The 21,266-nt window shown below is 40.8% G+C and carries 20 protein-coding genes; 10 read left to right on the forward strand and 10 right to left on the reverse strand.

What is annotated here, in order from left to right; translation table 11 throughout:
• The 7 genes from JQC92_RS00600 to JQC92_RS00630 form a co-directional block, all read right to left on the reverse strand.
• A partial coding sequence (locus tag JQC92_RS00600; protein ID WP_204997814.1) for a hypothetical protein occupies window positions 1-261 on the reverse strand: 261 nt, incomplete at its 3' end.
• Window positions 262-607: 346 nt separating this feature from the next.
• Window positions 608-1,423 carry a tryptophan synthase subunit alpha gene (trpA, locus tag JQC92_RS00605; protein ID WP_204997815.1) on the reverse strand — a complete coding sequence of 272 codons (816 nt, stop codon included), beginning with the start codon at window positions 1,421-1,423 and terminating at the stop codon, window positions 608-610.
• 3 nt (window positions 1,424-1,426) lie between these two features.
• Window positions 1,427-2,614 carry a tryptophan synthase subunit beta gene (gene trpB / locus JQC92_RS00610; RefSeq protein WP_204997816.1) on the reverse strand — a complete coding sequence of 396 codons (1,188 nt, stop codon included), beginning with the start codon at window positions 2,612-2,614 and terminating at the stop codon, window positions 1,427-1,429.
• A 9-nt stretch (window positions 2,615-2,623) separates the two neighbouring features.
• Complete coding sequence (gene trpCF, locus JQC92_RS00615) at window positions 2,624-4,015, reverse strand: bifunctional indole-3-glycerol-phosphate synthase TrpC/phosphoribosylanthranilate isomerase TrpF (protein WP_204997817.1); 1,392 nt, start codon at window positions 4,013-4,015, stop codon at window positions 2,624-2,626.
• On the reverse strand, window positions 4,016-5,056 hold the full coding sequence (gene trpD, locus JQC92_RS00620; protein ID WP_420851282.1) for an anthranilate phosphoribosyltransferase: 1,041 nt from the start codon (window positions 5,054-5,056) through the stop codon (window positions 4,016-4,018).
• Window positions 5,046-5,651: an aminodeoxychorismate/anthranilate synthase component II gene (locus tag JQC92_RS00625; RefSeq protein ID WP_204997819.1), complete on the reverse strand. Its 606-nt coding sequence runs from the start codon at window positions 5,649-5,651 to the stop codon at window positions 5,046-5,048. Before JQC92_RS00625 ends, trpD begins: the two co-directional genes overlap by 11 nt.
• Window positions 5,648-7,192, reverse strand: a complete 1,545-nt coding sequence (locus JQC92_RS00630; RefSeq protein ID WP_204997820.1) for an anthranilate synthase component 1 — start codon at window positions 7,190-7,192, stop codon at window positions 5,648-5,650. The genes JQC92_RS00625 and JQC92_RS00630 overlap by 4 nt, the downstream gene beginning before the upstream one ends.
• Window positions 7,193-7,939: 747 nt before the next feature.
• Between JQC92_RS00630 and rnm the strand changes: the two genes are divergently transcribed.
• From rnm to rluB, 5 genes are read left to right on the forward strand one after another with little or no spacing between them, the layout of a single operon-like run.
• Complete coding sequence (gene rnm / locus JQC92_RS00635) at window positions 7,940-8,818, forward strand: RNase RNM (RefSeq protein WP_204997821.1); 879 nt, start codon at window positions 7,940-7,942, stop codon at window positions 8,816-8,818.
• Complete coding sequence (locus JQC92_RS00640) at window positions 8,815-9,435, forward strand: L-threonylcarbamoyladenylate synthase (protein WP_129947036.1); 621 nt, start codon at window positions 8,815-8,817, stop codon at window positions 9,433-9,435. The genes rnm and JQC92_RS00640 overlap by 4 nt, the downstream gene beginning before the upstream one ends.
• 51 nt (window positions 9,436-9,486) lie before the next feature.
• Window positions 9,487-10,275, forward strand: a complete 789-nt coding sequence (locus JQC92_RS00645; protein ID WP_204997822.1) for a segregation and condensation protein A — start codon at window positions 9,487-9,489, stop codon at window positions 10,273-10,275.
• The gene (gene scpB, locus JQC92_RS00650; RefSeq protein ID WP_204997823.1) at window positions 10,275-10,868 is read left to right on the forward strand and encodes an SMC-Scp complex subunit ScpB; all 594 of its coding nucleotides are present in this window, start codon (window positions 10,275-10,277) and stop codon (window positions 10,866-10,868) included. Before JQC92_RS00645 ends, scpB begins: the two co-directional genes overlap by 1 nt.
• Complete coding sequence (rluB, locus tag JQC92_RS00655; protein ID WP_204997824.1) at window positions 10,861-11,736, forward strand: 23S rRNA pseudouridine(2605) synthase RluB; 876 nt, start codon at window positions 10,861-10,863, stop codon at window positions 11,734-11,736. Before scpB ends, rluB begins: the two co-directional genes overlap by 8 nt.
• Before the next feature lie 72 nt (window positions 11,737-11,808).
• Here the strand turns inward: rluB and JQC92_RS00660 are convergent, their stop codons facing one another.
• Window positions 11,809-12,546, reverse strand: coding sequence for a YciK family oxidoreductase (locus JQC92_RS00660; protein WP_204997825.1), 738 nt, complete (start codon window positions 12,544-12,546; stop codon window positions 11,809-11,811).
• Between the two features lie 268 nt (window positions 12,547-12,814).
• Here JQC92_RS00660 and JQC92_RS00665 point away from each other — a divergent pair, with 268 nt between their 5' ends.
• The 4 genes from JQC92_RS00665 (at window position 12,815) to JQC92_RS00680 (ending at window position 18,370) form a co-directional block, all read left to right on the forward strand.
• On the forward strand, window positions 12,815-15,658 hold the full coding sequence (locus tag JQC92_RS00665; protein WP_204997826.1) for a VolA/Pla-1 family phospholipase: 2,844 nt from the start codon (window positions 12,815-12,817) through the stop codon (window positions 15,656-15,658).
• Window positions 15,659-15,793: 135 nt separating this feature from the next.
• A complete protein-coding gene (gene sohB, locus JQC92_RS00670; RefSeq protein ID WP_204997827.1) occupies window positions 15,794-16,804 on the forward strand; it encodes a protease SohB in 1,011 nt (336 codons plus the stop codon).
• Window positions 16,805-16,884: 80 nt separating this feature from the next.
• Complete coding sequence (locus JQC92_RS00675) at window positions 16,885-17,787, forward strand: AEC family transporter (protein ID WP_204997828.1); 903 nt, start codon at window positions 16,885-16,887, stop codon at window positions 17,785-17,787.
• A 61-nt stretch (window positions 17,788-17,848) separates the two neighbouring features.
• Window positions 17,849-18,370: a GNAT family N-acetyltransferase gene (locus tag JQC92_RS00680; RefSeq protein WP_204997829.1), complete on the forward strand. Its 522-nt coding sequence runs from the start codon at window positions 17,849-17,851 to the stop codon at window positions 18,368-18,370.
• 28 nt (window positions 18,371-18,398) lie between these two features.
• Here the strand turns inward: JQC92_RS00680 and fur are convergent, their stop codons facing one another.
• Window positions 18,399-18,827, reverse strand: a complete 429-nt coding sequence (gene fur, locus JQC92_RS00685) for a ferric iron uptake transcriptional regulator (RefSeq protein WP_204997830.1) — start codon at window positions 18,825-18,827, stop codon at window positions 18,399-18,401.
• Window positions 18,828-19,111: 284 nt separating this feature from the next.
• On the opposite strand from fur, the gene cobB reads away from it, so the two are divergent.
• Complete coding sequence (gene cobB, locus JQC92_RS00690) at window positions 19,112-19,840, forward strand: Sir2 family NAD+-dependent deacetylase (protein WP_204997831.1); 729 nt, start codon at window positions 19,112-19,114, stop codon at window positions 19,838-19,840.
• Here cobB and bioA read toward each other — a convergent pair.
• The gene (gene bioA, locus JQC92_RS00695) at window positions 19,837-21,183 is read right to left on the reverse strand and encodes an adenosylmethionine--8-amino-7-oxononanoate transaminase (protein ID WP_204997832.1); all 1,347 of its coding nucleotides are present in this window, start codon (window positions 21,181-21,183) and stop codon (window positions 19,837-19,839) included. The two genes, cobB and bioA, sit on opposite strands and share 4 nt — an antisense overlap.
• Between the last annotated feature and the right edge of the window lie 83 nt (window positions 21,184-21,266).

Genomic DNA, 21,266 nt, shown 5'->3' on the forward strand with positions numbered 1-21,266 from the left:
TATTGAGAGGGCGACAATTGCACGACGAAGGTGTGCGGCATCAACATGGGCGGTGGTAATAACATCGGGGGTGTTATCAGGGATAACAACTTGTTGGATGGCCTTGTTCGCACAAGCTTTAGCGGTGTAAACCGCTTTACGAGAGACATTAAACTCTTCAGCTAATAAAGAAATGTCACCATGAGCTTGGCATGAAAGCGTTTTTAAGAGAAGATCATGCTTGTCTGAGGAGTTGAGAGGTGTTTTGTTTAGAATCGCCATTTTATTTTGATAGTTGTCTTGGTCGACTTATTATCTCAAAAATAAAGCTTTTCTCCTCAGATTTATCCTCTTAATTTGTTACCCAAGTTTGATGGGTTCCGAACAATACAGAAAATTACCATTTGGCTGTACTCTGAGCTCAGTTAGTTTGTCAGCTGTTGCTGATAGTATTCTAAACCTTGATTCTGGGCAGTACACAAATGGTTCACTTAATATCTGGCAAAAAAACTTAAAACTCGTCTAATTGTTCACTTCATTTATTAGCATAATATTTCCTTGTGATTTTGAATTATCGTCACATTTTAATAAAAGAGTCATCAGGCCTAAACCTGATGACTTCACAAAATCACTTTTGAGTTGCAGCTTTCATCTCAAACACAAACTCAGCTAAATTCTTCAACATCGCCTCATTATTATCAAGATTTTTCTCAATCAACTTCACCGTCGCTGAACCAGAAATTACGCCAGCAACACCAGATGCAACTGCGCTGCGAACTTGATCAGGTTGAGAAATACCAAACCCCAATACCGCTGGTGGGGCATTATGTTCTTTTAACGATTTTAGAATATGGTCAAGTGGTGTGCCTGCTTTATTCTCTGTGCCAGTCACGCCAGCACGAGATAATAAATAAGTATAACCTTCGCCGTATTCACTCACTTTCGCCAGAGTTTCTTCAGTACCATTTGGTGGCGCAATAAAAATGGGCGCAATTCCATGAAGCTTTGCACTGGTTCTAAATGGCGCAGATTCTTCAACTGGAACATCGGCGATTAACACTGAATCAACACCAGCGGCCTTGGCTTTTTGATAGAAAGTATCAATGCCATTGCTGTAAACCAAGTTGGCATAAAGTAATAGACCGATTGGCGTATCTGGATATTCTGCTCGAACTTCAGAAATTAACTGAAAACAAGCATCAGGCGTTACGCCAGCATTCAAAGCTCGAAGGTTCGCACCTTGAATTACTGGGCCGTCAGCCAGCGGATCAGAAAATGGCAAACCCAGTTCTAATGCGTCAGCACCATTATCAATAAGTGTTTTGATGATGGCTTTTGATTGCTTAAGATCGGGATCGCCAACCGTAACGAATGGCACAAAGGCGGCTTGCTTTTTTGCAGCTAAACGTGAAAAAGCATCATGATAGCGTGTTGAAATGGTCATTTATTATGCCTCTCCATTTAAGATTTCAGAAACAGAGAAAATGTCTTTGTCACCACGGCCTGATAAGTTGACCACAAGCAATGCTTCCTCAGTCGCTTCTTTCGCCATTTTATGTGCGTAAGCTAATGCGTGAGATGATTCCAATGCAGGAATAATCCCCTCAGAGCGGGCAAGAAGTTGGAAGGCTTCAAGTGCTTCGTCATCGGTGATGGATACATAAGTACCTCGGCCAGAAGTATGTAAGTGAGCATGCTGTGGCCCAACCGACGGGAAGTCTAACCCCGCAGAGATAGAGTATGACTCTTCTATTTGACCATGTTTATCTTGCATAAGTGGTGACTTCATACCGAAGAAAATACCGGTTTTACCTTCAGTAAGCGGTGCACCATGTTGATGAGTGTCGATGCCTTTTCCTGCTGGTTCAACACCAATTAATTGCACGTCTTTTTCATCAATAAAGTCGGTGAACATACCAATAGCATTTGAGCCTCCACCAATACAGGCGATAACAGCGTCGGGTAGGCGTCCTTCACGTTCTTTTAATTGCTGTTTAGTTTCTTCACCAATCATTTTTTGGAATTCACGCACAATGGTTGGGTATGGGTGAGGACCAGCCGCTGTGCCAAGTAAATAGTGTGCAGAATCGTAATTACCTGTGAAGTCACGCATGGCTTCGTTACAGGCATCTTTTAAGGTTGCTGCCCCTGATGTTACTGGAATGACTGCTGCGCCCATCAGCTTCATGCGAAATACGTTTGGTGATTGACGTTCAACATCTTTTGCACCCATGTAAACACGGCATTTCATGCCAAGCAGGGCACAGGCTAGGGCAGTTGCCACACCGTGTTGTCCGGCACCAGTTTCAGCAATGATTTCATTTTTGCCCATGCGTTTTGCTAATAATGCTTGTCCCAACACTTGGTTAGTTTTATGGGCGCCACCGTGCAGTAAATCTTCACGTTTTAGGTAAATTTTAACTAATGGGTTTGGACTGAAATTTTTGGTCAGCGTTAATGCAGTAGGGCGTCCTGCATAGTTCTGTAATAAATCGATGAACTCTTTTTGAAATTCAGGATCGTTTGTCGCATCAATGAACGCTTGTTCCATTTGCTTGAGTGCTGGCATGAGTGTTTGTGGCACGAAAGCACCGCCGAACTCACCAAAATACGGGTTTAACTTAAACTGTGACATTGTTTTGCCTTAGTAATTTCTTAATGCTTTAAATACTTGTTGGATTTTGATTTTGTCTTTCACGCCAGGGCTGATTTCTAAGCCAGAGTTAAAATCCAATCCGTAAAAATTTTGTTTCATCGCTTGTTCTGCATTTTCAGGTGACAGTCCACCTGCAAGCCATGATGCTGTTTTGTTCTCTAATTGGCGTTGCCAATCGAAAGACTGACCGGTGCCACCAAAATTAACGCTCGATTTTGAATCGAATAATACTCGGTCAGCATTCGAAGGAGCTGGGGCGACATCATTGTTGTCTGTGCTTACGGCAACAGCTTTCCAAATGACAGTGTCTGAACCTAACGCTTGGAGTGCTTGTTTAAGCTGGTCAATGTAGTCTTCAGTTTCGCTACCGTGAAGCTGAACCGCAAATAAATCGAGGTCTTTGGCTAACGATGAGATCTCTTCAATGTTTTGATCGGCAAACACACCAACAAAACGCAAACCTAAGTGAGATAGCTTGTGATGCTCTGTAATATTTTTCGCTTGCTGAGCGCCAATGCACCTTGGAGATTTAGGTGTGAAGATTAAGCCCGCATAGCTCGCACCTGCATTCGCAACTGCTGAGCTGTCTTCAATTCGAGTGATACCACACACTTTGGTATTACCAAAAATCAATGTACGGCAGGCAAGGTCTATATCCGCTTCGGCCATTAATGAGCTGCCCACTAAGAAACCATTAACAATTGGTGCTAAACGCTTTACTTGTTGATTTGTGTAGATGCCAGACTCGCTGATCACGACTCGGTCTCTTGGAATACGAGGTGCTAATTTTTCTGACGTTGCTAAATCAGTTGTCAAATCTCGCAAATTACGATTATTAATACCAATAATTTGTGCATTTAGCTCAATGGCTCTATTCAATTCTTCATCGTTTGATACTTCAGTAAGAATATCGAGTTGATACTCAGTAGCCTTTGCTGACAGTGTTTGATACTCCTTATCTGAAAGTACAGATAGCATCAATAAAATCGCATCTGCGCCTTGATGAGCTGCCAGCTTAATTTGATATTCATCGACAAAAAAATCTTTACACAAAACGGGTTGATCGACCAAGCTTCTTACACGAGCTAGGTATTCAAAACTACCTTGAAAAAATTGCTCATCCGTTAATACTGAAACCGCTGAGGCGTATTTGCGATAAACACTGGAGATAGCGCCTAAATCAAAGTCTTCACGGATTAAGCCCTTTGATGGGCTGGCTTTTTTGCATTCAAGAATAAAACTAGCATTAGGTTGCTTTAGTGTTTGGTACAAACTTCTTTTCGAAACTTTCGGGTTTAAGCCCGTTTCTGGAAAACGTTCTTTTAACTGAGCAATATGTTCGTCTTTAGTTGCAACAATGCGCTTTAAAATATCTTGCATTTACTTCACCTCTCCAATTGCTGCAAGTTGTTTAAATTTTTCTAACCCTTTACCTGAGTTCATGATTTCTTTCGCTATCGAAGTCGCTACTTTTAGTGAATCCGCTAAGCCGCTTAAATAAATGGCGGCGCCAGCATTAACGGCAACCGCATCGATATGAGCGGGTTTACCTTGTCCTGACAAAATGTTGCGGGTCGCTTCAGCATTGTCGGCAGGGGTGCCACCAACTAAGTCGTCTGCTGAATGGGTGCTGATCCCAAAATCAGCAGGGGACAGAGTGTAATGGCGGAGTTCACCTTCTTTCAGCTCTGTGATTTGAGTGTCACCATGTACCGCAATTTCATCCATGCCACTGCCATGAACAACAAGTGCGCGTTTAACGCCCATTTCTTTCAAAACAGAGGCTATGGGTTGTACTAATTTTGGAGAATAGACGCCGAGTAACATGAATGATGGCCTAGCAGGGTTAACCAATGGCCCTAAAATATTAAAAATAGTTCGAGTTTTCAGTGCTTGTCTTACAGGTACTGCATGTTTGAAACCACTGTGGTAGTGTGGTGCGAATAAGAAGCAGATGCCATTCTCTGCGAGACTTTGACTGGCTAATGCTGGCGCCATTGTTAAGTCTACGCCTAAATGAGATAACACATCAGATGCGCCTGATTTACTCGATACGCTGCGGCTACCATGTTTTGCCACTTTACAACCCGCTGCTGCGGCAACAAACGTTGAAGTGGTTGAAATATTAATGGTGTTGAAGCCGTCACCGCCAGTACCGACTAAATCGACGATGCCACTGTTACCAAAATCAGTACTTCGATATGGAAATGGTTTAGCTACTGCTAGGGATGCATCGGCTGCACCGCAGATTTCAGCAACCGTTTCACCTTTGACTTTAAGTGCTGTTAGCATTCCTGCAAGAGAAACTTCATCAATTTGGCCTGAAATGATGGCTGAAAAAATTTGGCTCATTTCGTCTCGTGTGAGTGAAATGCCTTGATAGATTTTTTCAAAGAGTTGTTGTAATTGCTCAGGCATGATTTTGATCCTCAAGGTCAGAGCTATCTGTTAGGTAACGAATTGATTGGATCAAGAGTTCACTGCCGAGTGTGGTCAATATTGATTCTGGATGAAATTGAAAGCCCACTGATTTGTGCTGTTTATGAACAACAGCCATAGGTAATGAGTCTGTAATTGCCACAACGTCTAATTCTTCTGGTACTTCAGTTGCCACTAAGCTGTGATAGCGTCCCACTGGTAACGGTGACGGTAATTGACCAAAAATACGATGTTTTGTATGTGAAATTGGACTGGCCTTGCCATGTACAACAGTAGGAGCACGGTCAACTGTACCACCATAATGCTCAACCAAAGCTTGATGGCCTAAACAAATTCCAAGAATCGGTACTTGGCCTGCTACCAATGAAATTAATTCCATCATACAACCTGCTTGATGCGGTGCCCCAGGACCTGGAGATAGCACTAATGCCGTGTTGTCTTCCGACAATAGTTTATCGGCTAAAAACGTTGCATCAATATTGTTGCGATAAATGACGACTTCAAAGTCCAAGCTGCGAAATTGGTCGACCAAGTTATAAGTAAAGGAGTCGAAGTTATCTAAAAGGTACAGTTTCATTGTCCGCCTCCTAATTTGATTGCAGAAATAACCGCTTGTGACTTGTGACGAGTTTCGTCGGCTTCAGCTTGTGGGTCAGAGTCAAACACGACACCAGCACCTGCTTGAATGTGAGCAACCCCGTTTTTCACGTAGGCCGAGCGGATGACAATGCAGGTATCCATATCGCCTTTTGAATTAATGTAACCAACGGCACCGCCGTAGCTGCCTCTGCGTTCACCTTCTGCTTCACGCAGTAATTGTGCGGCACGCACTTTAGGTGCGCCTGTTAATGTGCCCATATTCATGCATGCTTGATAAGCGTGGAGTGCATCAAGTGGTTCACGCAATTGGCCTGTTACTCGACTGACAAGGTGCATCACATGAGAATAACGATCTACTTTTAATAATTCAGCCACTTTGCGAGTACCACTTTGGCTGATACGTGCCACATCGTTACGGGCTAAGTCGACGAGCATTAAGTGCTCTGAAAGTTCTTTTTTATCTAAGCGAAATTCAAGCTCAATGCGACCATCTAAATCTTGGTCGATTTCCCCATTGGCTTTTTTGCCACGTTTACGAGTTCCAGCAATGGGGTAAATCTCAACTTGGTTGGTTGTTGCATCATATTTCAATGCGCTTTCTGGTGAAGCACCGAATAAAGTGAAATCAGGACCATTGAAATAAAACATGTAAGGGCTAGGGTTGGTTTCTTTTAGTTTACGGTATGCACCAATCGTGTTTGGGCAAGGTAAACTAAAACAGCGAGATGGAACGACTTGAAAGATATCGCCAGCGATGATGTGCTCTTTAAGATCCACAACTTTGGATTTGTAATCGTCATCAGAGATATTGACTGATACTTCAGCATCTACTGGGTTGAATGGTTGCTTTTTGAATTCTGTTATTTCAGCTAGTTCAATAATATCAATCGATTGTTTGGCTAATAAGGATTGTGTCTCGATCTCTGAATCAAATTGATACGATGTTAACGTTGCTGTATTTGAGGTGTGGTCGATATTGATTAAGGTTTCGGCAACATAGAATAAATAGTCTGGACAATCATTTTCACCTTCTTTCACTTTCGGCAATGGCTCAACGGTTTCGATTAAGTCGAAAGCCATAACACCACCTAAGAAGATGGGTTGATTGTTTTCAGTATCTTTTAAGGTAGAAACGAGCGCTCTTAATCCGTCCAGTGTTGAGGTCGTCATAAGCTTTTCGTCTTCATCAAGAAGCTCTGAAGGCTTTGACAGGGTTACAACCACGGTGTTTTCACTGGTATCAACTTGCTCGTTAGTAAAATACAGTTCAATGGTGTTAAACAGTGCTTTACCATTTTTTGTCAGGGCTGTGAAAGTGAGTTGGTTACTTGCACATTGAATTTGTAATGCGCTGTGAGTAATTAAAATGCTCTGTAAATGATCTTTACTTTCAACTTCGGCAGACTCAAGCAGCATAGTATGTTGGCTGTTTTGAGTTAGCTTTCGATAAAGACTGAGCGGATCATCGAAATAACGAATACTCGTTTTCGAAGTTGATACTGCTGATATTTGTCCCATTACCTTTCTTCCTACGCCGTTTGATTTTTAATATCAATTAGGGTCTGTTTATCTTTCGTGATTGTTTTTGCAGCGATAATTTGGTTATTCCAAATAATCAAGCTCTAACGTAGTAGAAATGACCAATTTACGCTGTCTTCGATGCTATTGAGCATTCATTGTTCTGTGTTGTGCCCAGCTCACTTAGATGACTAAGCTTCACTGCTCACGCCTTGAACAGATAAATGCTCAAATAGCACAAAATTTAATCCTGAAAGATAAGCAGACCCTAGACTTGCTAACTAATGAATTCTTTTCAGGCAACAAAAAAGCCCGCATCATGCGGGCTTTTTTGTTGAATCTGTCTCATTTTATTTTGAGTACATAGCTTCACACCACCCGCGAAAGAGGGAAGTACCACCACCAGTTGATGTTTTGGAATGTGCTGCGTAATTTCATTTTTATTTAATTAGCCATTTGTACTCAAAAATATTGCTATATAGAAGACATCAGTTTAGTAAAAATGTCAAGCAGTAGTTATAAACAAACATCAATGATGAAAGGCAGTAAAAAGAATAATCGAAATTTAGATCATTTGGGGCTGTTTTCTATCTACAGTCTCTATTCGTTGTTTTGGTTTACTTATACCCATGATACCTGAAAATGCATTCTCGCTGAAATCGAGCATCTTCAGGTATCATAATGGTATATATCTTTGGGATCAGCTGAAGTTGCCCTTTTTAATTTTAATTCAGTTACAATACTCACATGAATGAAGAATCCACTTTAATCGATCTCCATTGCCATACAACTGCTTCGGATGGACAACTTACCCCTTCTGAAATTATTGATAGAGCATTAACTAGAAATGTTGATGTGTTGGCGATCACCGATCACGATACCGTTCAGGGCTTGTTTGAGGCTCATGAATACAATAATAAAAAAGACACACCTTTAACTCTGATTAATGGTGTAGAAATCTCTTGCCGATGGGAAAGTCACGACATTCACGTCGTTGGGTTAAATGTTGATATTGAAAACCCACAACTAGACGAGTATTTAAAGACACAAAGAGTACTTCGTGAAGAACGTGCCGCGGAAATTGGACGACGACTCGAAAAGGCTGGTGTAATCGGAGCTTATGAAGGTGCAAAGTCTTTTGCTAATGGCGCCGCCCTAAGCCGAGGTCATTATGCGAGCTGGTTAGTCAAAAATGACTATGCTAAGTGTAGAAATAGTGTTTTCAAAAAATACATGACCCGAGGCAAAACAGGTTATGTACCGAATAATTGGAAAAGTATTCCAGAAGCTGTTGCTATTATCCATCAGGCTGGTGGCCAAGCGGTATTGGCACATCCTAGTGGTTATAAGTTTTCATCAAAATGGTTGAAAAAGTTGGTTCGAGAATTTAAAGAAGCCAATGGTGACGCTATAGAAGTCGTGCTGGGACAGCAGTCTATTAATGAACGCAGTAACTTGATTGCTTTAAGTCATCAAAATGAGCTCTACGCTTCATTAGGAAGCGACTTTCATTTTCCCGGCGGCTGGCTCGAATTAGGTAAGAATCTATTTAGACCTAAAGGCGTCAACTGGGTTTGGGAATCACAGAATTGGAAAAAAGAAATTAAGGCAGAACCCCTACAATGAGCCAGTTTTTTTATGTTCACGAGGAAAATCCTCAAGCGAGACTAATCAGCCAAGCGGTCAATATTTTGAAGCAGGGTGGTGTTATCGTATATCCCACTGATTCGGGTTATGCATTGGGTTGTTTGATTGGCGATAAAAATGCCATGACTCAAATTACTCGCATTCGTAGAATTGAGCACGATCATCATTTTTCATTGATGTGTCGTGATTTATCAGAGTTAGCGACATACGCTCGAGTTGATAACCAAGCATACCGCCTACTTAAATCTTGTACTCCTGGACCTTACACTTTTATTTTTAAAGCGACGAAAGAAGTACCTAAAAGACTGCAATCAACTAAAAAGAAGACCATCGGTATTCGTGTGCCTCAAAACATTATTGCATTGGCACTGTTGGAAGAGCTGGAAGCACCATTAATGTCAACCAGTCTGGTTATGCCGAATGCTGAATACGCAGAATCAGATCCTGAAGAAGTGCGCGATTTATTAGAGCATCAAGTTGACTTAATTATTCATGGTGGCTATTTGGGTGAAAACCCAACAACAGTGGTTGATATGTCTGAAGGAAGCTTTGATATCGTCCGCGAAGGTGCTGGCGATACGTCTATCTTTGAGTAATGAACTTGTTTATAATCGTCGGCTGGAATTTCGAAGAGGAGAAAGGCTCTAATGCAAGTTGCTCAGCAAAGTTTACCGCTAGCAGTTGTTCGGGGTCAGGCTTACAGTGATATTCCTGCGGATTTGTACATTCCGCCAGAAGCATTAGAAGTATTTCTCGAAGCATTTGAAGGACCTCTCGATCTTCTTTTATATTTGATCCGCAAACAGAAGTTAGATGTTGTGGATCTATCTATTCATCAAATAACCTCTCAATATCTTGAATATATTGAAATGCTTACAGATGCTCGAATAGAGCTTGCAGCTGATTATTTGGTGATGGCGGCAACATTGGCCGAAATCAAGTCTCGGTTGTTGCTCCCTAAACCTGAATTGGAAGGTGATAGCGAGGAAGATCCAAGGGCATTGTTGATTCGTCAGTTAAAAGCGTATGAAACAATTAAAAATGCTTCTGCTGACATTGATAATTTACCTCGATTAGAGCGTGATTTTCATGTTGGACAAGTGAGTGTAGCAGGTGAGGCTAAAACTGAAATTGTACCTCCTGATGTTTCACTGGCTGAACTAGCCCAAGCGTTTACTGCTGTTTTACAACGTGTTGAAGCCTATGAACATCATCATGTTCAGAAGGAAGTGCTTTCGACACGAGAACGCATGGTGCAAATTTTAGAAAAACTAAATGCAGATTCTTACACACCGTTTCAGGAGTTATTTGCTGTTGAAGAAGGAAAAGCGGGTGTTGTTGTGAGTTTTCTTGCTCTAATGGAACTAGTGAAAGAAATGCTTGTTGAGTTAGTACAAGCCGAGCCACTTTCAATCATTTATGTTAAGGCTAATTGATGAAAATAAATGCTCTGCAATTGAAACAACTTATCGAAGCAAGCTTATTTATCGCAGGAAAGCCTCAATCCATCTCGCAATTGAAAGAATCTGTTCTGGCAGATTATGATGTATCACGGCAGACGGTGCTGAAAACTATCGAAGAACTGGAAATTGATTATCAAGAGCGAGGTATTCAGTTAGTGAATGTCGCCGGTGGTTATCGATTTCAAACTGCTGAATTTTTAAGTCCTTTATTGCAGACTCTATGGCAAGAAAAGGCACCGAAATATTCTCGGGCAACGCTTGAAACATTATCGGTTATTGCGTATCAGCAACCTGTGACTCGGGGGGATATCGAGTTAGTTAGAGGGGTGGCTGTGAGTAGTCACATAATAAAAACACTTACAGATAGAGACTGGATTAAAGTTATCGGTCATAAAGAAGTTCCTGGAAGACCTGCGCTTTATGTGACAACAAAGGCGTTTTTAAGTTATTTCGGACTCAATAGTTTGACAGAGTTACCTCCACTATCTGATCCTGAAGCATTACAGGCATTGTTTGGTAATACACAAACAACGCTAGAAACTATAAAAGAGTCTACTAATGAGTGAAAAATTGCAGAAAGTCTTGGCCCGTGCAGGTCATGGCTCCCGTCGTGAGATGGAGGCATGGATTGCTGCAGGTCGAGTTAGTATAGACGGAGAAATTGCAACCATCGGTGATAGAGTCGAGGCTCAAGCCCAAGTCCGTCTTGATGGTCGTTTAGTATCGTTGAAGTCCGCTGAAGACGTCGTTTGTCGTGTGTTGGCTTATCATAAACCTGAAGGTGAAATTTGTAGTCGCAAAGATCCGGAAGGACGTCCAACCGTGTTTGACCGTTTGCCAAAAGTTCGTGATGGACGTTGGGTTGCGGTAGGCCGATTAGATATTAATACCTCTGGTTTATTGCTGTTTACTTCTGACGGTGATTTAGCAAACCGCTTGATGCATCCATCAAACGAGGTTGAACGTGAGTATGCGGTTAGAACTTTTGGTGAAGTCACAGACGGTAATATTCAAAAGCTTCGTACTGGCGTCATGCTGGAAGATGGTCTTGCTAGTTTTGACAAAATCAAAGCAGCAGGTGGTGAAGGCATTAATACTTGGTGGCATGTAACGCTTAAAGAAGGCCGTAATCGTGAAGTTAGACGTTTATGGGAGTCTCAAGAGGTTCAAGTCAGCCGTCTTATTCGTGTTCGTTACGGTATGGTTGAATTACCAAAAACATTGCCAAGAGGCGGTTGGGTTGAGTTGCCATTAGAACAGGTCAACTATTTGCGTCAACTTGCAGGTTTAGAACTTGAGAATCGTACTTTCTTAGGTACTGATAAGCACAGCCAATCACGTAATAAAGTGAAAAGTGCAAAAATCAGAAGAGCGGTTAGAAAAAATAAAGTTGTTTCTAAATCAAAAGCTAAGAATACGCGCAAAAGAGATTAATTCTAGATTAACGATAGATTAATTATTATCAATAAAAGGAGCTTAATTGCTCCTTTTATTGATAATAATGGCTTATTGGGCGTTTAATTTTTGACCATTTACATTAACTGAAATATCAGCCATTACATATAGATAAGTTGGCATTAAATCTTCAGGTGTTTTTAGCGTTAATGGGTCTTCCCCAGGATAAGCCTTGGCACGCATTTCCGTACGTGTAGCACCTGGGTTAATTGAATTAACTCTAACTTGAGTACCATCGCATTCGTCAGCCAGTACTTCCATCATGCCTTCAGTTGCGAATTTCGATATTGCGTAAGGGCCCCAGTAAGCTCTTCCTGTACGACCTACACCACTTGAAGTAAACGCAATCGAAGCCGATTCAGCTTTGCGAATAACAGGCAGTAGTGCTTTAGTCATCATAACTTGTGAGGTGACATTTACCTTCATGATATCTTGCAAAGAATCGATATCAATGTGTTCGAAAGGACCAAGCACACCAAGGACACTGGCGTTATGGAGTAAACCATCAAGCTTACTGAATTGTTGCTCGATAGTGTCAGCCATATCTTTATAGTTTTGCTCTGTCGCACCCTTCATATCGAGAGGGATAATGGCTGGTTTTGGGTAACCTGCTTGTTCGATAGCATCATAAGTTGCTTCAAGCTTTTTTACTGTTTTGCCTAGTAAAATTACTGTAGCCCCATACTCTGCGTATTTTAAAGCGGCGACTTTACCGATACCTGCTCCTGCTCCAGTAACTAAAATCGTTTTGCCTGCTAAGCAATTTTTTTCCGCTTCAAACTCTAACATGAGCTATTACCTCCAAATTTTATAAATGCCCGTCTATTGTACGCTTTAGGGAAACGGATGCTAGCGTTTTAAACGGTTGACTTAATAATTGACTAACCTTGATTAATTATGAATCACAAATTTATGGCTTAGATCACATTTATAGGTTAAGTTGTGGATCATAAAAGGACATTTAAATGTTCTATTCAGTCACAATATTTACATTTACGTATTATGACTTGTTTTTGGGGAAAACAAAATCGTTCCAACAAGATTTGAGGAAAAAAAGATGAAAAGACTCTTATTGAGCGTGGTAATTGCGTCGACGTTAGGTCTGACCGCTTGTGGCGGTAAAAGTTCAAATGATCATAAAGACGATGCAGTGCCAACAGTCCCACAAGCACATTTAGCATTTCAGCCTGATCCAAGTGCGACAGACACGGCAATTCCATTACCAAGTGATATCTTATTTAGTGGCACAAAAGACGGCAGTTTAAGTATTCCTGATAAAACTCCGGAAAACTTAACGGATCCTAATTTTTCTATTGGTGCGCTTGATGGTTGGTCTACAACAGAGTCGATTACGATCCCTGTTAACTTTCCTAAATATGATAGTCAGCAGAATCCCGTAACAGATTTAGGTATTCTGCCTCAATCTGTCACTCAAGATGGGACAGTAAGGTTATTTGCGGTTCAGAAGCGAGGTCCACTTGCTTTTGACAAACAGTGTGCAACTACAAACCCAAATGATTCACTGTTAATTTGCCGAGTAGAACAAGAACTAAAATATGGGGTAGATTTTACTACGCAAGTTGTTGGTAATCAGATTGTTATTGTTCCTTTAAAACCTCTTAAGCAGAACCAATCTTATTTATACGCTATCACCAATAAAGTATTAGATACTTATGACAGACCCATTGCTGCTTCAGCAACATTTAACGTCCTAAAATCAGATGCAAGTTTACCTTCACCGGATCAACAAGCTTTGCAGGCGGCGGTTCATAGTTATGACGAAGGCCTTGAAAACAATGGTGTAGATCCTCAAACGGTGATTTACTCAAGTATGTTTACCACACAATCAATTTCTAATGTGTTGGATATAGCAAAGGCCAAAATGGCTGCTGATTATGCTCAGGGTTTCCCAAATGGTCATCGAGATGACACTAAGTTTGGACTTTATGCTCCTCAGTTAGTACAACTCGGTACCTTAGACGGAACCACACCGAAATACGTTGAGCCTGTATTAGACGAAAATGGTAAGCAAAAAAGTGCAGCTGATATTGTAAATCTTGGGCCCGATTCTGAAGATAGTATTCAATATCAAATACTAAGCGATGCTTTGTTGTACCATGCAAAAATTAAATTGCCAATCTACAGCGCATGTTCTTCTACTAAGTGTTTAAAAGCAGATGGCAAAACATTTGATATAGACGGACGTTGGAAAGCTGCTGGAGATAGCCCATTAGCAGTTCTTTCAGCTGTTCAATCAGGTACGCTACCTCAAGCTGATTTTTTAAAGCAAGCTAGCGATCAAGGGGTAAACCCACAAGATGCACTGAGTAATCCAAGCTTATTGGTTGGTAGACATTTTACCCTACCAGATGGTTCTCCTGTTGACCCATACAAGCTATTAACTCGTTATAATCCGTTACCTGCATTGCAAACTAAACTCAATGCAGAAGGAATAGTAGTGCCTGTTTATGAAACCGTTGATGTTCAAATTACTATTCCTAGAGATATCAATAACCCAATTGATAATGGAGAACCAGATAATCCTTTAAGGTATGAGATACCTGATACAGGGTATCAAGTATCTATTGGTATGCATGGTATAGGCACAGTAAGACAAACGAGTTTAGCCTATGCAGGCACTTTTGCAGCTAATTTCCCAGCTTCCTTAGCAGGTCTCCTAAAGTTACAAGGACTACAAGTTCAAGATAAAACCCCTGTAGCGACTATATCAATTGATATGCCGCTACATGGTGAACGTTCTTTTAGAGTTGCAGATTCTGGCCCGTATGATGTTACAGCTACAGAAGGTGATGATTCACTGGGTCGTTTGGGTTTAAATCTAGCAACTTATGCAAAAGGTGATGTACTCAACTTTGTTAGGATTCAGAGCCCATTGACCATTCGTTCAAACTTCCGTCAAGCGGCAATGGATCAGATAGCATTAAGGCTATTAATTCCTGAAATCTCTAAGAACTTACTCACAGCGAATCCAGAATGGTATGCTAAAGCTGACGCTGGTTTGCTAAAAGAAGGTGTGTTTAATACCGATCAGGTGACCGTTGCTGGTTTGAGTTTAGGTGCAATGATTTCTACTAGTTTCACCGCTTTAGCAAATAGTGGCTTTGTTGATGCTAGTGGGCAGCCAGTGGCTCAAAATCCATACCAAATTAAAGGTGTGTCTCTTATGTCGCCTGCAGGCTCCTTAGCAGGAGCCTTTGCTGGTTCGGCAAACTTCGGTCCAGCTTTGTTTAAGTCGATAACGGAAACTCCGATTTTCCAAGCACAAGCTAAAGCCGCAGCTAAAGCCCAAGGAATCGATCCGAATGATAACCCTCAAGGATATGCTCAAGTTGTTAGGAAAGTATATCAACAGTTTATTCCTCCATTTGGGTTTGCAGTTCAAACCGCAATTGATGCGATTGATCCTGTAAACTTTGCCACTATCATTAAAGATTTAAATTCTTCTGAAGATGTAAATAAACATGTGTCTGTTCATTTGGTTGAAATTGTTGGTGATAAAGATCAAGGTGGCTCAAATCCATCAGATCAAGTTCTGCCTAATCGATTTAATGGACTGCCAATCGGAGGAGGCGAGGTTTTACCACTTCAAGGCTACCCTATTGCAGGTACAGAACCGTTAATTGATGCATTAGGAATTCCGTGTGCGTCACCTGTTGCTGGTACACCAGTGCAAGGTTCTGGTGCAGTCAGATTCTTAAAAGGACAACATTCATCGTTCATTGACCCTTCAGCAGCAACGGGTTTAGACAGTGATACTGCTGTGTTGGTTACAGAAGATATGCAGGCAATGGCTTCTGTTTTTGCCTCGTCTGCGGGTAAAGGTCAACCTGAAATTGAAACAGCAAAAGACGGTTTGATTCAAACTTGCCCAAGTGAATAAGCAATTGAAAGCTTAAAGACAAAAATGGCGTATTTACGCCATTTTTTCTTTGTATTGCCTTTTTGGCATTTCCTCTTCAAAATTACCCTTATTTGTCGTTTTAATTTATTAACTGAAATAATTTACGGAGCTCTTTTGGAATTTTTATTTGAATATGGTTTATTTTTCGCAAAAGCGGTGACATTAGTTGTGGCTTTAATTGCCATTATTATTGTTGTTACATCGACAGCAAAGCATAAGCCTGAAAGAGGTGAACTCAAGATAACTAACTTATCTGAAGAGTTTAAAGAGCTTGTACATCACTTAAAACATGAATTCTTAAGTAAAAAAGAATATAAAGCTTACGAAAAATCGTTAAAAGCAGAAAAGAAAGCGAAAGAAAAAGCTGAAGATAAGACTGAGCCTAAAACCTTTGTTATTCACTTTAAAGGAAGTATTGATGCCCATGAAGTGAGCTCTCTAAGAGAAGAAGTAACCGCTATTCTTGCTATAGCAGATAAAACTGATGAGGTTGTGGTTACTGTCGAGAGTGGCGGTGGAATGGTGCACGGGTATGGCTTGGCTTCAAGTCAACTTGATCGTATTCGCCAAGCTGGAGTTAAGCTCACAGTGTGTGTAGATAAAGTCGCTGCAAGTGGCGGTTATATGATGGCTTGTGTGGCGGATGAAATTCATGCTGCACCATTTTCGATCATTGGCTCTATTGGTGTTGTCGCTCAGCTGCCTAACTTTAGTCGTCTACTGAAAAAGCATGATATTGACTATGAACAACATACGGCAGGTGACTTTAAACGCACTTTAACGGTGTTCGGTGAAAACACGGATGAAGGTCGTCAAAAGTTCCAAGAAGAGCTTGAAGAAACTCACGTATTGTTCAAAGACTTCGTAAGTAAGTATCGTCCACAGTTGGAGCTTGATAAAGTGGCTACGGGTGAGCACTGGTATGGACAACAGGCTATTGATTTAGGGTTAGTAGATGTAATCGGTACCAGTGATGACTTATTAATGAAGCTGGCTCAAAAAGGTACTGTGTATAAAGTTCAGTACCAAACAAAGAAAAAGCTATCTGACAAACTGGCTAAAGGTGTTTCTATGTCAGTGAACGCAGTATTCAATCGCTTAGCTGAAAAGAACAAGCCATTTTAAGTAGGCTGATTTTAATGAAGGGCAGGCTTGTAGTCTGCCTTTTTGTTTAGCTGATTTATGTTTAAACATCGCTGGAATTCATGATTATTTTTAATGTCCTTACACCCATTTTGCTGGTGTTATTTGTTGGATACTATTCGTCAAGAAAAGCTTTTTTCTCTAAAGAGCAGATCGCTGCAATTTCAAAATTCATTTTTTATCTGTGTATCCCTTGTTTGCTTTTCAGTGGAATGGCAACAGCCAAGCTTGATGTGATGCAATCACTTTCGGTGATGCAAAGTTTTTATATTTCAGCACTACTACTTTTTGTCGCAGTTGCCTTCACGTATAGATGTAAACGACAGAGCCTTAAACAAGCTGCTGTCATGGCTTTGACTGCCACCTATTCAAACACTATCCTCATAGGGCTTCCGATAGTCATTTATGCAGTTGGTAAGTCGAGTGTTGATTTAGTCTTTATTATTATTACATTTCATAGTGTTATGTTGTTCACGCTGACGTACCTGTTAGCTGGAGACATTAAAGCCATCAAGAAGACAGTTAAGACGGTTTTGATTAACCCTGTTATTTCAAGCCTGACCATTGGGCTTATTGTGAATCTCTTGCACTTACCCATTCCTGATATTTTAATGGTAAGCGTAAAACTGCTTTCAGAGCCGGCAATCGCTGGGGCTATCTTTGTTCTTGGGGCTAATTTATTTCATTTGCAGTTGAAAGGGAGTTTGAGAGAAGCATCCATTTTATCTGTAATCAAAGTCATTGTCTTACCTGCAATGGTTTACACACTTGGAAGATATGTATTTGATCTATCTGATGTCGCATTGCAAGTGGTCGTATTACTTGCGGCAGCGCCAGTAGGCGTGAATGCCTTTTTCGTTGCAAAAGAGCTTGATGCGCAAGAAACTAAAACAGCCAATGCCGTTGTGATCTCAACAATATTATCTGCTTTAAGTTACTCTTTTTGGTTGTTCGTGTTATTTTGATTTAAAAACAAATACATAACCTACTTGGTTTTAAGTTTTCACCCCTATGGAAGGGAATATAATGATCATTGAGACAGAAAGGCTCATTATTCGAGAGTTTAATGAGCAAGATATTGATGCACTATTTGAAATGAATCGAGACCCTCAGATATTAACTTATATACCTACTGAACCGTTTCAATCTCGGGAACAAGCTGAGGATCTTTTTAATACTGTTGTGCTCGAAAATTATGCGAGATACGGATACGGGCGTTGGGCGGTTTATCACAAGCAAGATAAAAAAGTCATTGGGTTTTGTGGGCCTAAATTTATTGAAGAGCTCAATGAAATTGAAATTGGTTATCGCTATTTTCCTGAGTATTGGGGAAAAGGAATCGCAAGTGAAGCTGCGAATGCCATTTTGCCACTATTACCTAAATATGGCATTGAGGAAGTGATTGCGCTGATCTTAGAGGGCAATTTAGGCTCTGAGAGTGTGGCCAAAAAGTCAGGTTTAACACTCAGAGAGAAAACGATGTTCATGGGGTACTCGGTAAGTGTATATCACCGGAACATTGAAAACATGAATAAAAAAGCCAGCTAACGCTGGCTGTATTACCGCAAAAAATAAGTTAGTCACCGTGATTACATTCTTCACCAGTGCTGTGACCATAGAGATATAAACTGTGGTTGGTCAGTTTGATATTGTGTTTTTCTGCAATTTCGATTTGACGCCTTTCAATGACATCATCAGTGAATTCGATAACTTTACCGCAGCTTAGGCAAACTAAGTGATCGTGGTGATGTTGCGTTGAAAGCTCAAATACAGCTTTACCACTTTCAAAATGATGTCTTGTAACAATGCCTGCATCATCGAATTGGTTTAATACCCTGTAAACAGTTGCTAAACCGATTTCTTCGCCGATTTCTAGTAAACGTTTGTATAAGTCTTCTGCACTGATATGTTGGCATTCAGGTTCTTGCATCAACTCTAGGATTTTGACTCGTGGTAGAGTGACTTTTAAGCCGGCTTTTTTTAGTGCTTGATTTCCATCTGTCATCGCTAATCTCTTGATTGCAGAACCTTACGGTTCATCCATGGTAAAAAAATTATTATAAAGACAGAATATTAAAACATAAACCTTTAAAGTAACTTTGTTAAGTAAAAACAGTTGTTTTTTTGAACAAAACTGATAATTTGACTACTAATTCAACGGATTAAGCATACTTTATATGAGGTTTTTTGTCATATTAACAACATGATAGTATGCAAAAGTTAGAGCCATTAAGCGTTAAGGATAACAACATATTTCACCAAGGTTGTACGGTGATAAGAAGGAACGCCATGAAAAATTACCGCAATGCCAATATCGTAGTACTCACTGGTGCCGGTATATCTGCTGCATCAGGCTTAAAGACATTTCGCTCACAAGAAGGCTTATGGGAGCAACATGCTGTCGAAGAAGTTGCAACACCAGAAGCTTACGATCGAAACCCAGAGTTAGTCGAAGCCTTTTATAATGAAAGGCGGGCTCAGCTCGATTATTCAAATACAGAACCTAATGCTGCTCATTTTGCTATCGCTCAACTAGAGCAACAGCATGAAGGGCGTTTGTTCCTCATTACTCAGAATGTTGATGATCTTCATGAGCGTGCCGGGCACAAGCAAGTACTCCACATGCACGGTGAATTGAGAAAAGCTCGCTGTCCTGCCACACATCAAAGTTTTTATATGCAAGGCGATTTTTCCGCTGAAAATAAATGTCATTGCTGTGTTCCTGGGAATCGTTTAAGACCACATATTGTATGGTTTGGCGAGATGCCACTCGGAATGGGACATATTGAACGAGCATTAACTGAATGCGATGTGTTTATTGCGATTGGCACATCTGGAACCGTCTATCCTGCGGCTGGTTTTGTTCGATTAGCTAAAGCATTTGGCGCAAAAACAATCGATGTAAACCTTAATCCATGCTATTCAGGGGCTTTTGACAAACAATATGAAGGTTGTGCCACTGAATCTGTTCCCAAATTAGTTGAACAGATTCTGAGTGAGCAAGAAGAGTTCGCTTAACCGTGACTTAAAAAAGTAGATTCGGTTTGATTTTCTGATTGATTTAAAAACTTCGCCACAGATTTCATCGCAGTAGTGAGCTTAGTAAGCTGCTGTGATGAAATACTATAAGGTGGCATAATATAAATTACATGACCAAACACCCTAATCCACACGCCTTGTTCAGTAAACAATGGCTGTAACTGAGCAGCATTTAGCGAGCGGTCAATTTCGATAACAGCAACGGCTCCAAGTACTCTGACGTCGTTCACTGCGTCTAGTTTTTCAATTCCTTTAAGCTCTTGCTGCATTTGCATCTCAATAGCAGGAATTTGCTGTTGCCAATCATTTTTTGCAATGAGCTCTAAGCTAGCATTTGCTGCGGCGCAGGCCAAAGGGTTACCCATAAACGTCGGCCCGTGCATGAATACGCCAGCGGGGGAATCTGAAATACCTTGCGCAACATTATCGCTACACATTGTGGCAGCTAAGCTAATGTAACCACCTGTTAACGCTTTGCCTATGCACATTAAGTCTGGTGCAATATCGGCAAACTCGTAAGCGAACAATTTCCCAAGGCGTCCAAAACCTGTCGCTATTTCATCAAGAATTAACAGAATATTGAATTCATCGCACAATACACGAACACCTTTTAAGTACTCGGGACTATAAAAATACATGCCCCCAGCGCCTTGCATAATTGGTTCAATAATAAACGCAGCAAGTTGGTGATGATGTGTTTCAAAAGTTGCTCTCAAATTTGCTAAATCTGATTCAACATTTGAATCATCAAATGCAGAGGTCGGAGAAGGCGCAAAAACTTGTTTAACCACGGATGTACCAAACATCGTGTGCATACCATTATCTGGATCACACACACTCATAGCTGCAAATGTATCTCCGTGATACCCACGCTTAATTGTGGCAATCTTTTGTTTGTTTGGGTTGTTTTTGCCTTGCCAGTATTGCAATGCCATTTTCATAGCCACTTCTACAGCAATAGAACCTGAGTCGGCGAGGAAGACCTTTGTCAGTTCTGGGCAGGTTATTTTTACAAGTTTTTTGGCGAGTTCTATAGCGGGTTCGTGAGTAATGCCACCAAACATAACATGAGGAAGCTGGTGAAGTTGCTTTTCAATTGCAGAGATTAAAACTGGGTGATTGTAACCATGAACACATGACCACCACGAGCTTGTTCCATCAACAAGGCGCTTTCCATCTTCAGTAATGAGTTCACATCCATCGGCAGACTTTATTCCTATCATCGGGAAAGGGTGTGTCATTGAAGTGTAAGGATGCCAGATGTGCTGTTCATCGAACGCATAATCTAAACTATCTTCTTGCAATGCTTTACTTATGCTCATATTTTAATCACCTGTAAAACTAATAAACTGGTTGGCGTTGACAGTGCTCTGTGTGTGGCTATCCTAGCCAAAGTTTTATTGAA

It is taken from the genome of Parashewanella hymeniacidonis (assembly GCF_016900895.1).
GTDB lineage: Bacteria > Pseudomonadota > Gammaproteobacteria > Enterobacterales > Shewanellaceae > Parashewanella > Parashewanella hymeniacidonis.

Coding starts and splice junctions, on each gene's coding strand:
- JQC92_RS00675 (WP_204997828.1), top strand. CDS start 16,885: ATGATTATTTTTAATGTCCTTACACCCATTTTGCTGGTGTTATTTGTT.
- trpB (WP_204997816.1), bottom strand. CDS start 2,614: ATGTCACAGTTTAAGTTAAACCCGTATTTTGGTGAGTTCGGCGGTGCT.
- bioA (WP_204997832.1), bottom strand. CDS start 21,183: ATGAGCATAAGTAAAGCATTGCAAGAAGATAGTTTAGATTATGCGTTC.
- trpA (WP_204997815.1), bottom strand. CDS start 1,423: ATGACCATTTCAACACGCTATCATGATGCTTTTTCACGTTTAGCTGCA.
- JQC92_RS00630 (WP_204997820.1), bottom strand. CDS start 7,192: ATGGGACAAATATCAGCAGTATCAACTTCGAAAACGAGTATTCGTTAT.
- JQC92_RS00625 (WP_204997819.1), bottom strand. CDS start 5,651: ATGAAACTGTACCTTTTAGATAACTTCGACTCCTTTACTTATAACTTG.
- rnm (WP_204997821.1), top strand. CDS start 7,940: ATGAATGAAGAATCCACTTTAATCGATCTCCATTGCCATACAACTGCT.
- JQC92_RS00640 (WP_129947036.1), top strand. CDS start 8,815: ATGAGCCAGTTTTTTTATGTTCACGAGGAAAATCCTCAAGCGAGACTA.
- JQC92_RS00660 (WP_204997825.1), bottom strand. CDS start 12,546: ATGTTAGAGTTTGAAGCGGAAAAAAATTGCTTAGCAGGCAAAACGATT.
- fur (WP_204997830.1), bottom strand. CDS start 18,827: ATGACAGATGGAAATCAAGCACTAAAAAAAGCCGGCTTAAAAGTCACT.
- JQC92_RS00680 (WP_204997829.1), top strand. CDS start 17,849: ATGATCATTGAGACAGAAAGGCTCATTATTCGAGAGTTTAATGAGCAA.
- cobB (WP_204997831.1), top strand. CDS start 19,112: ATGAAAAATTACCGCAATGCCAATATCGTAGTACTCACTGGTGCCGGT.
- JQC92_RS00665 (WP_204997826.1), top strand. CDS start 12,815: ATGAAAAGACTCTTATTGAGCGTGGTAATTGCGTCGACGTTAGGTCTG.
- scpB (WP_204997823.1), top strand. CDS start 10,275: ATGAAAATAAATGCTCTGCAATTGAAACAACTTATCGAAGCAAGCTTA.
- trpCF (WP_204997817.1), bottom strand. CDS start 4,015: ATGCAAGATATTTTAAAGCGCATTGTTGCAACTAAAGACGAACATATT.
- rluB (WP_204997824.1), top strand. CDS start 10,861: ATGAGTGAAAAATTGCAGAAAGTCTTGGCCCGTGCAGGTCATGGCTCC.
- JQC92_RS00645 (WP_204997822.1), top strand. CDS start 9,487: ATGCAAGTTGCTCAGCAAAGTTTACCGCTAGCAGTTGTTCGGGGTCAG.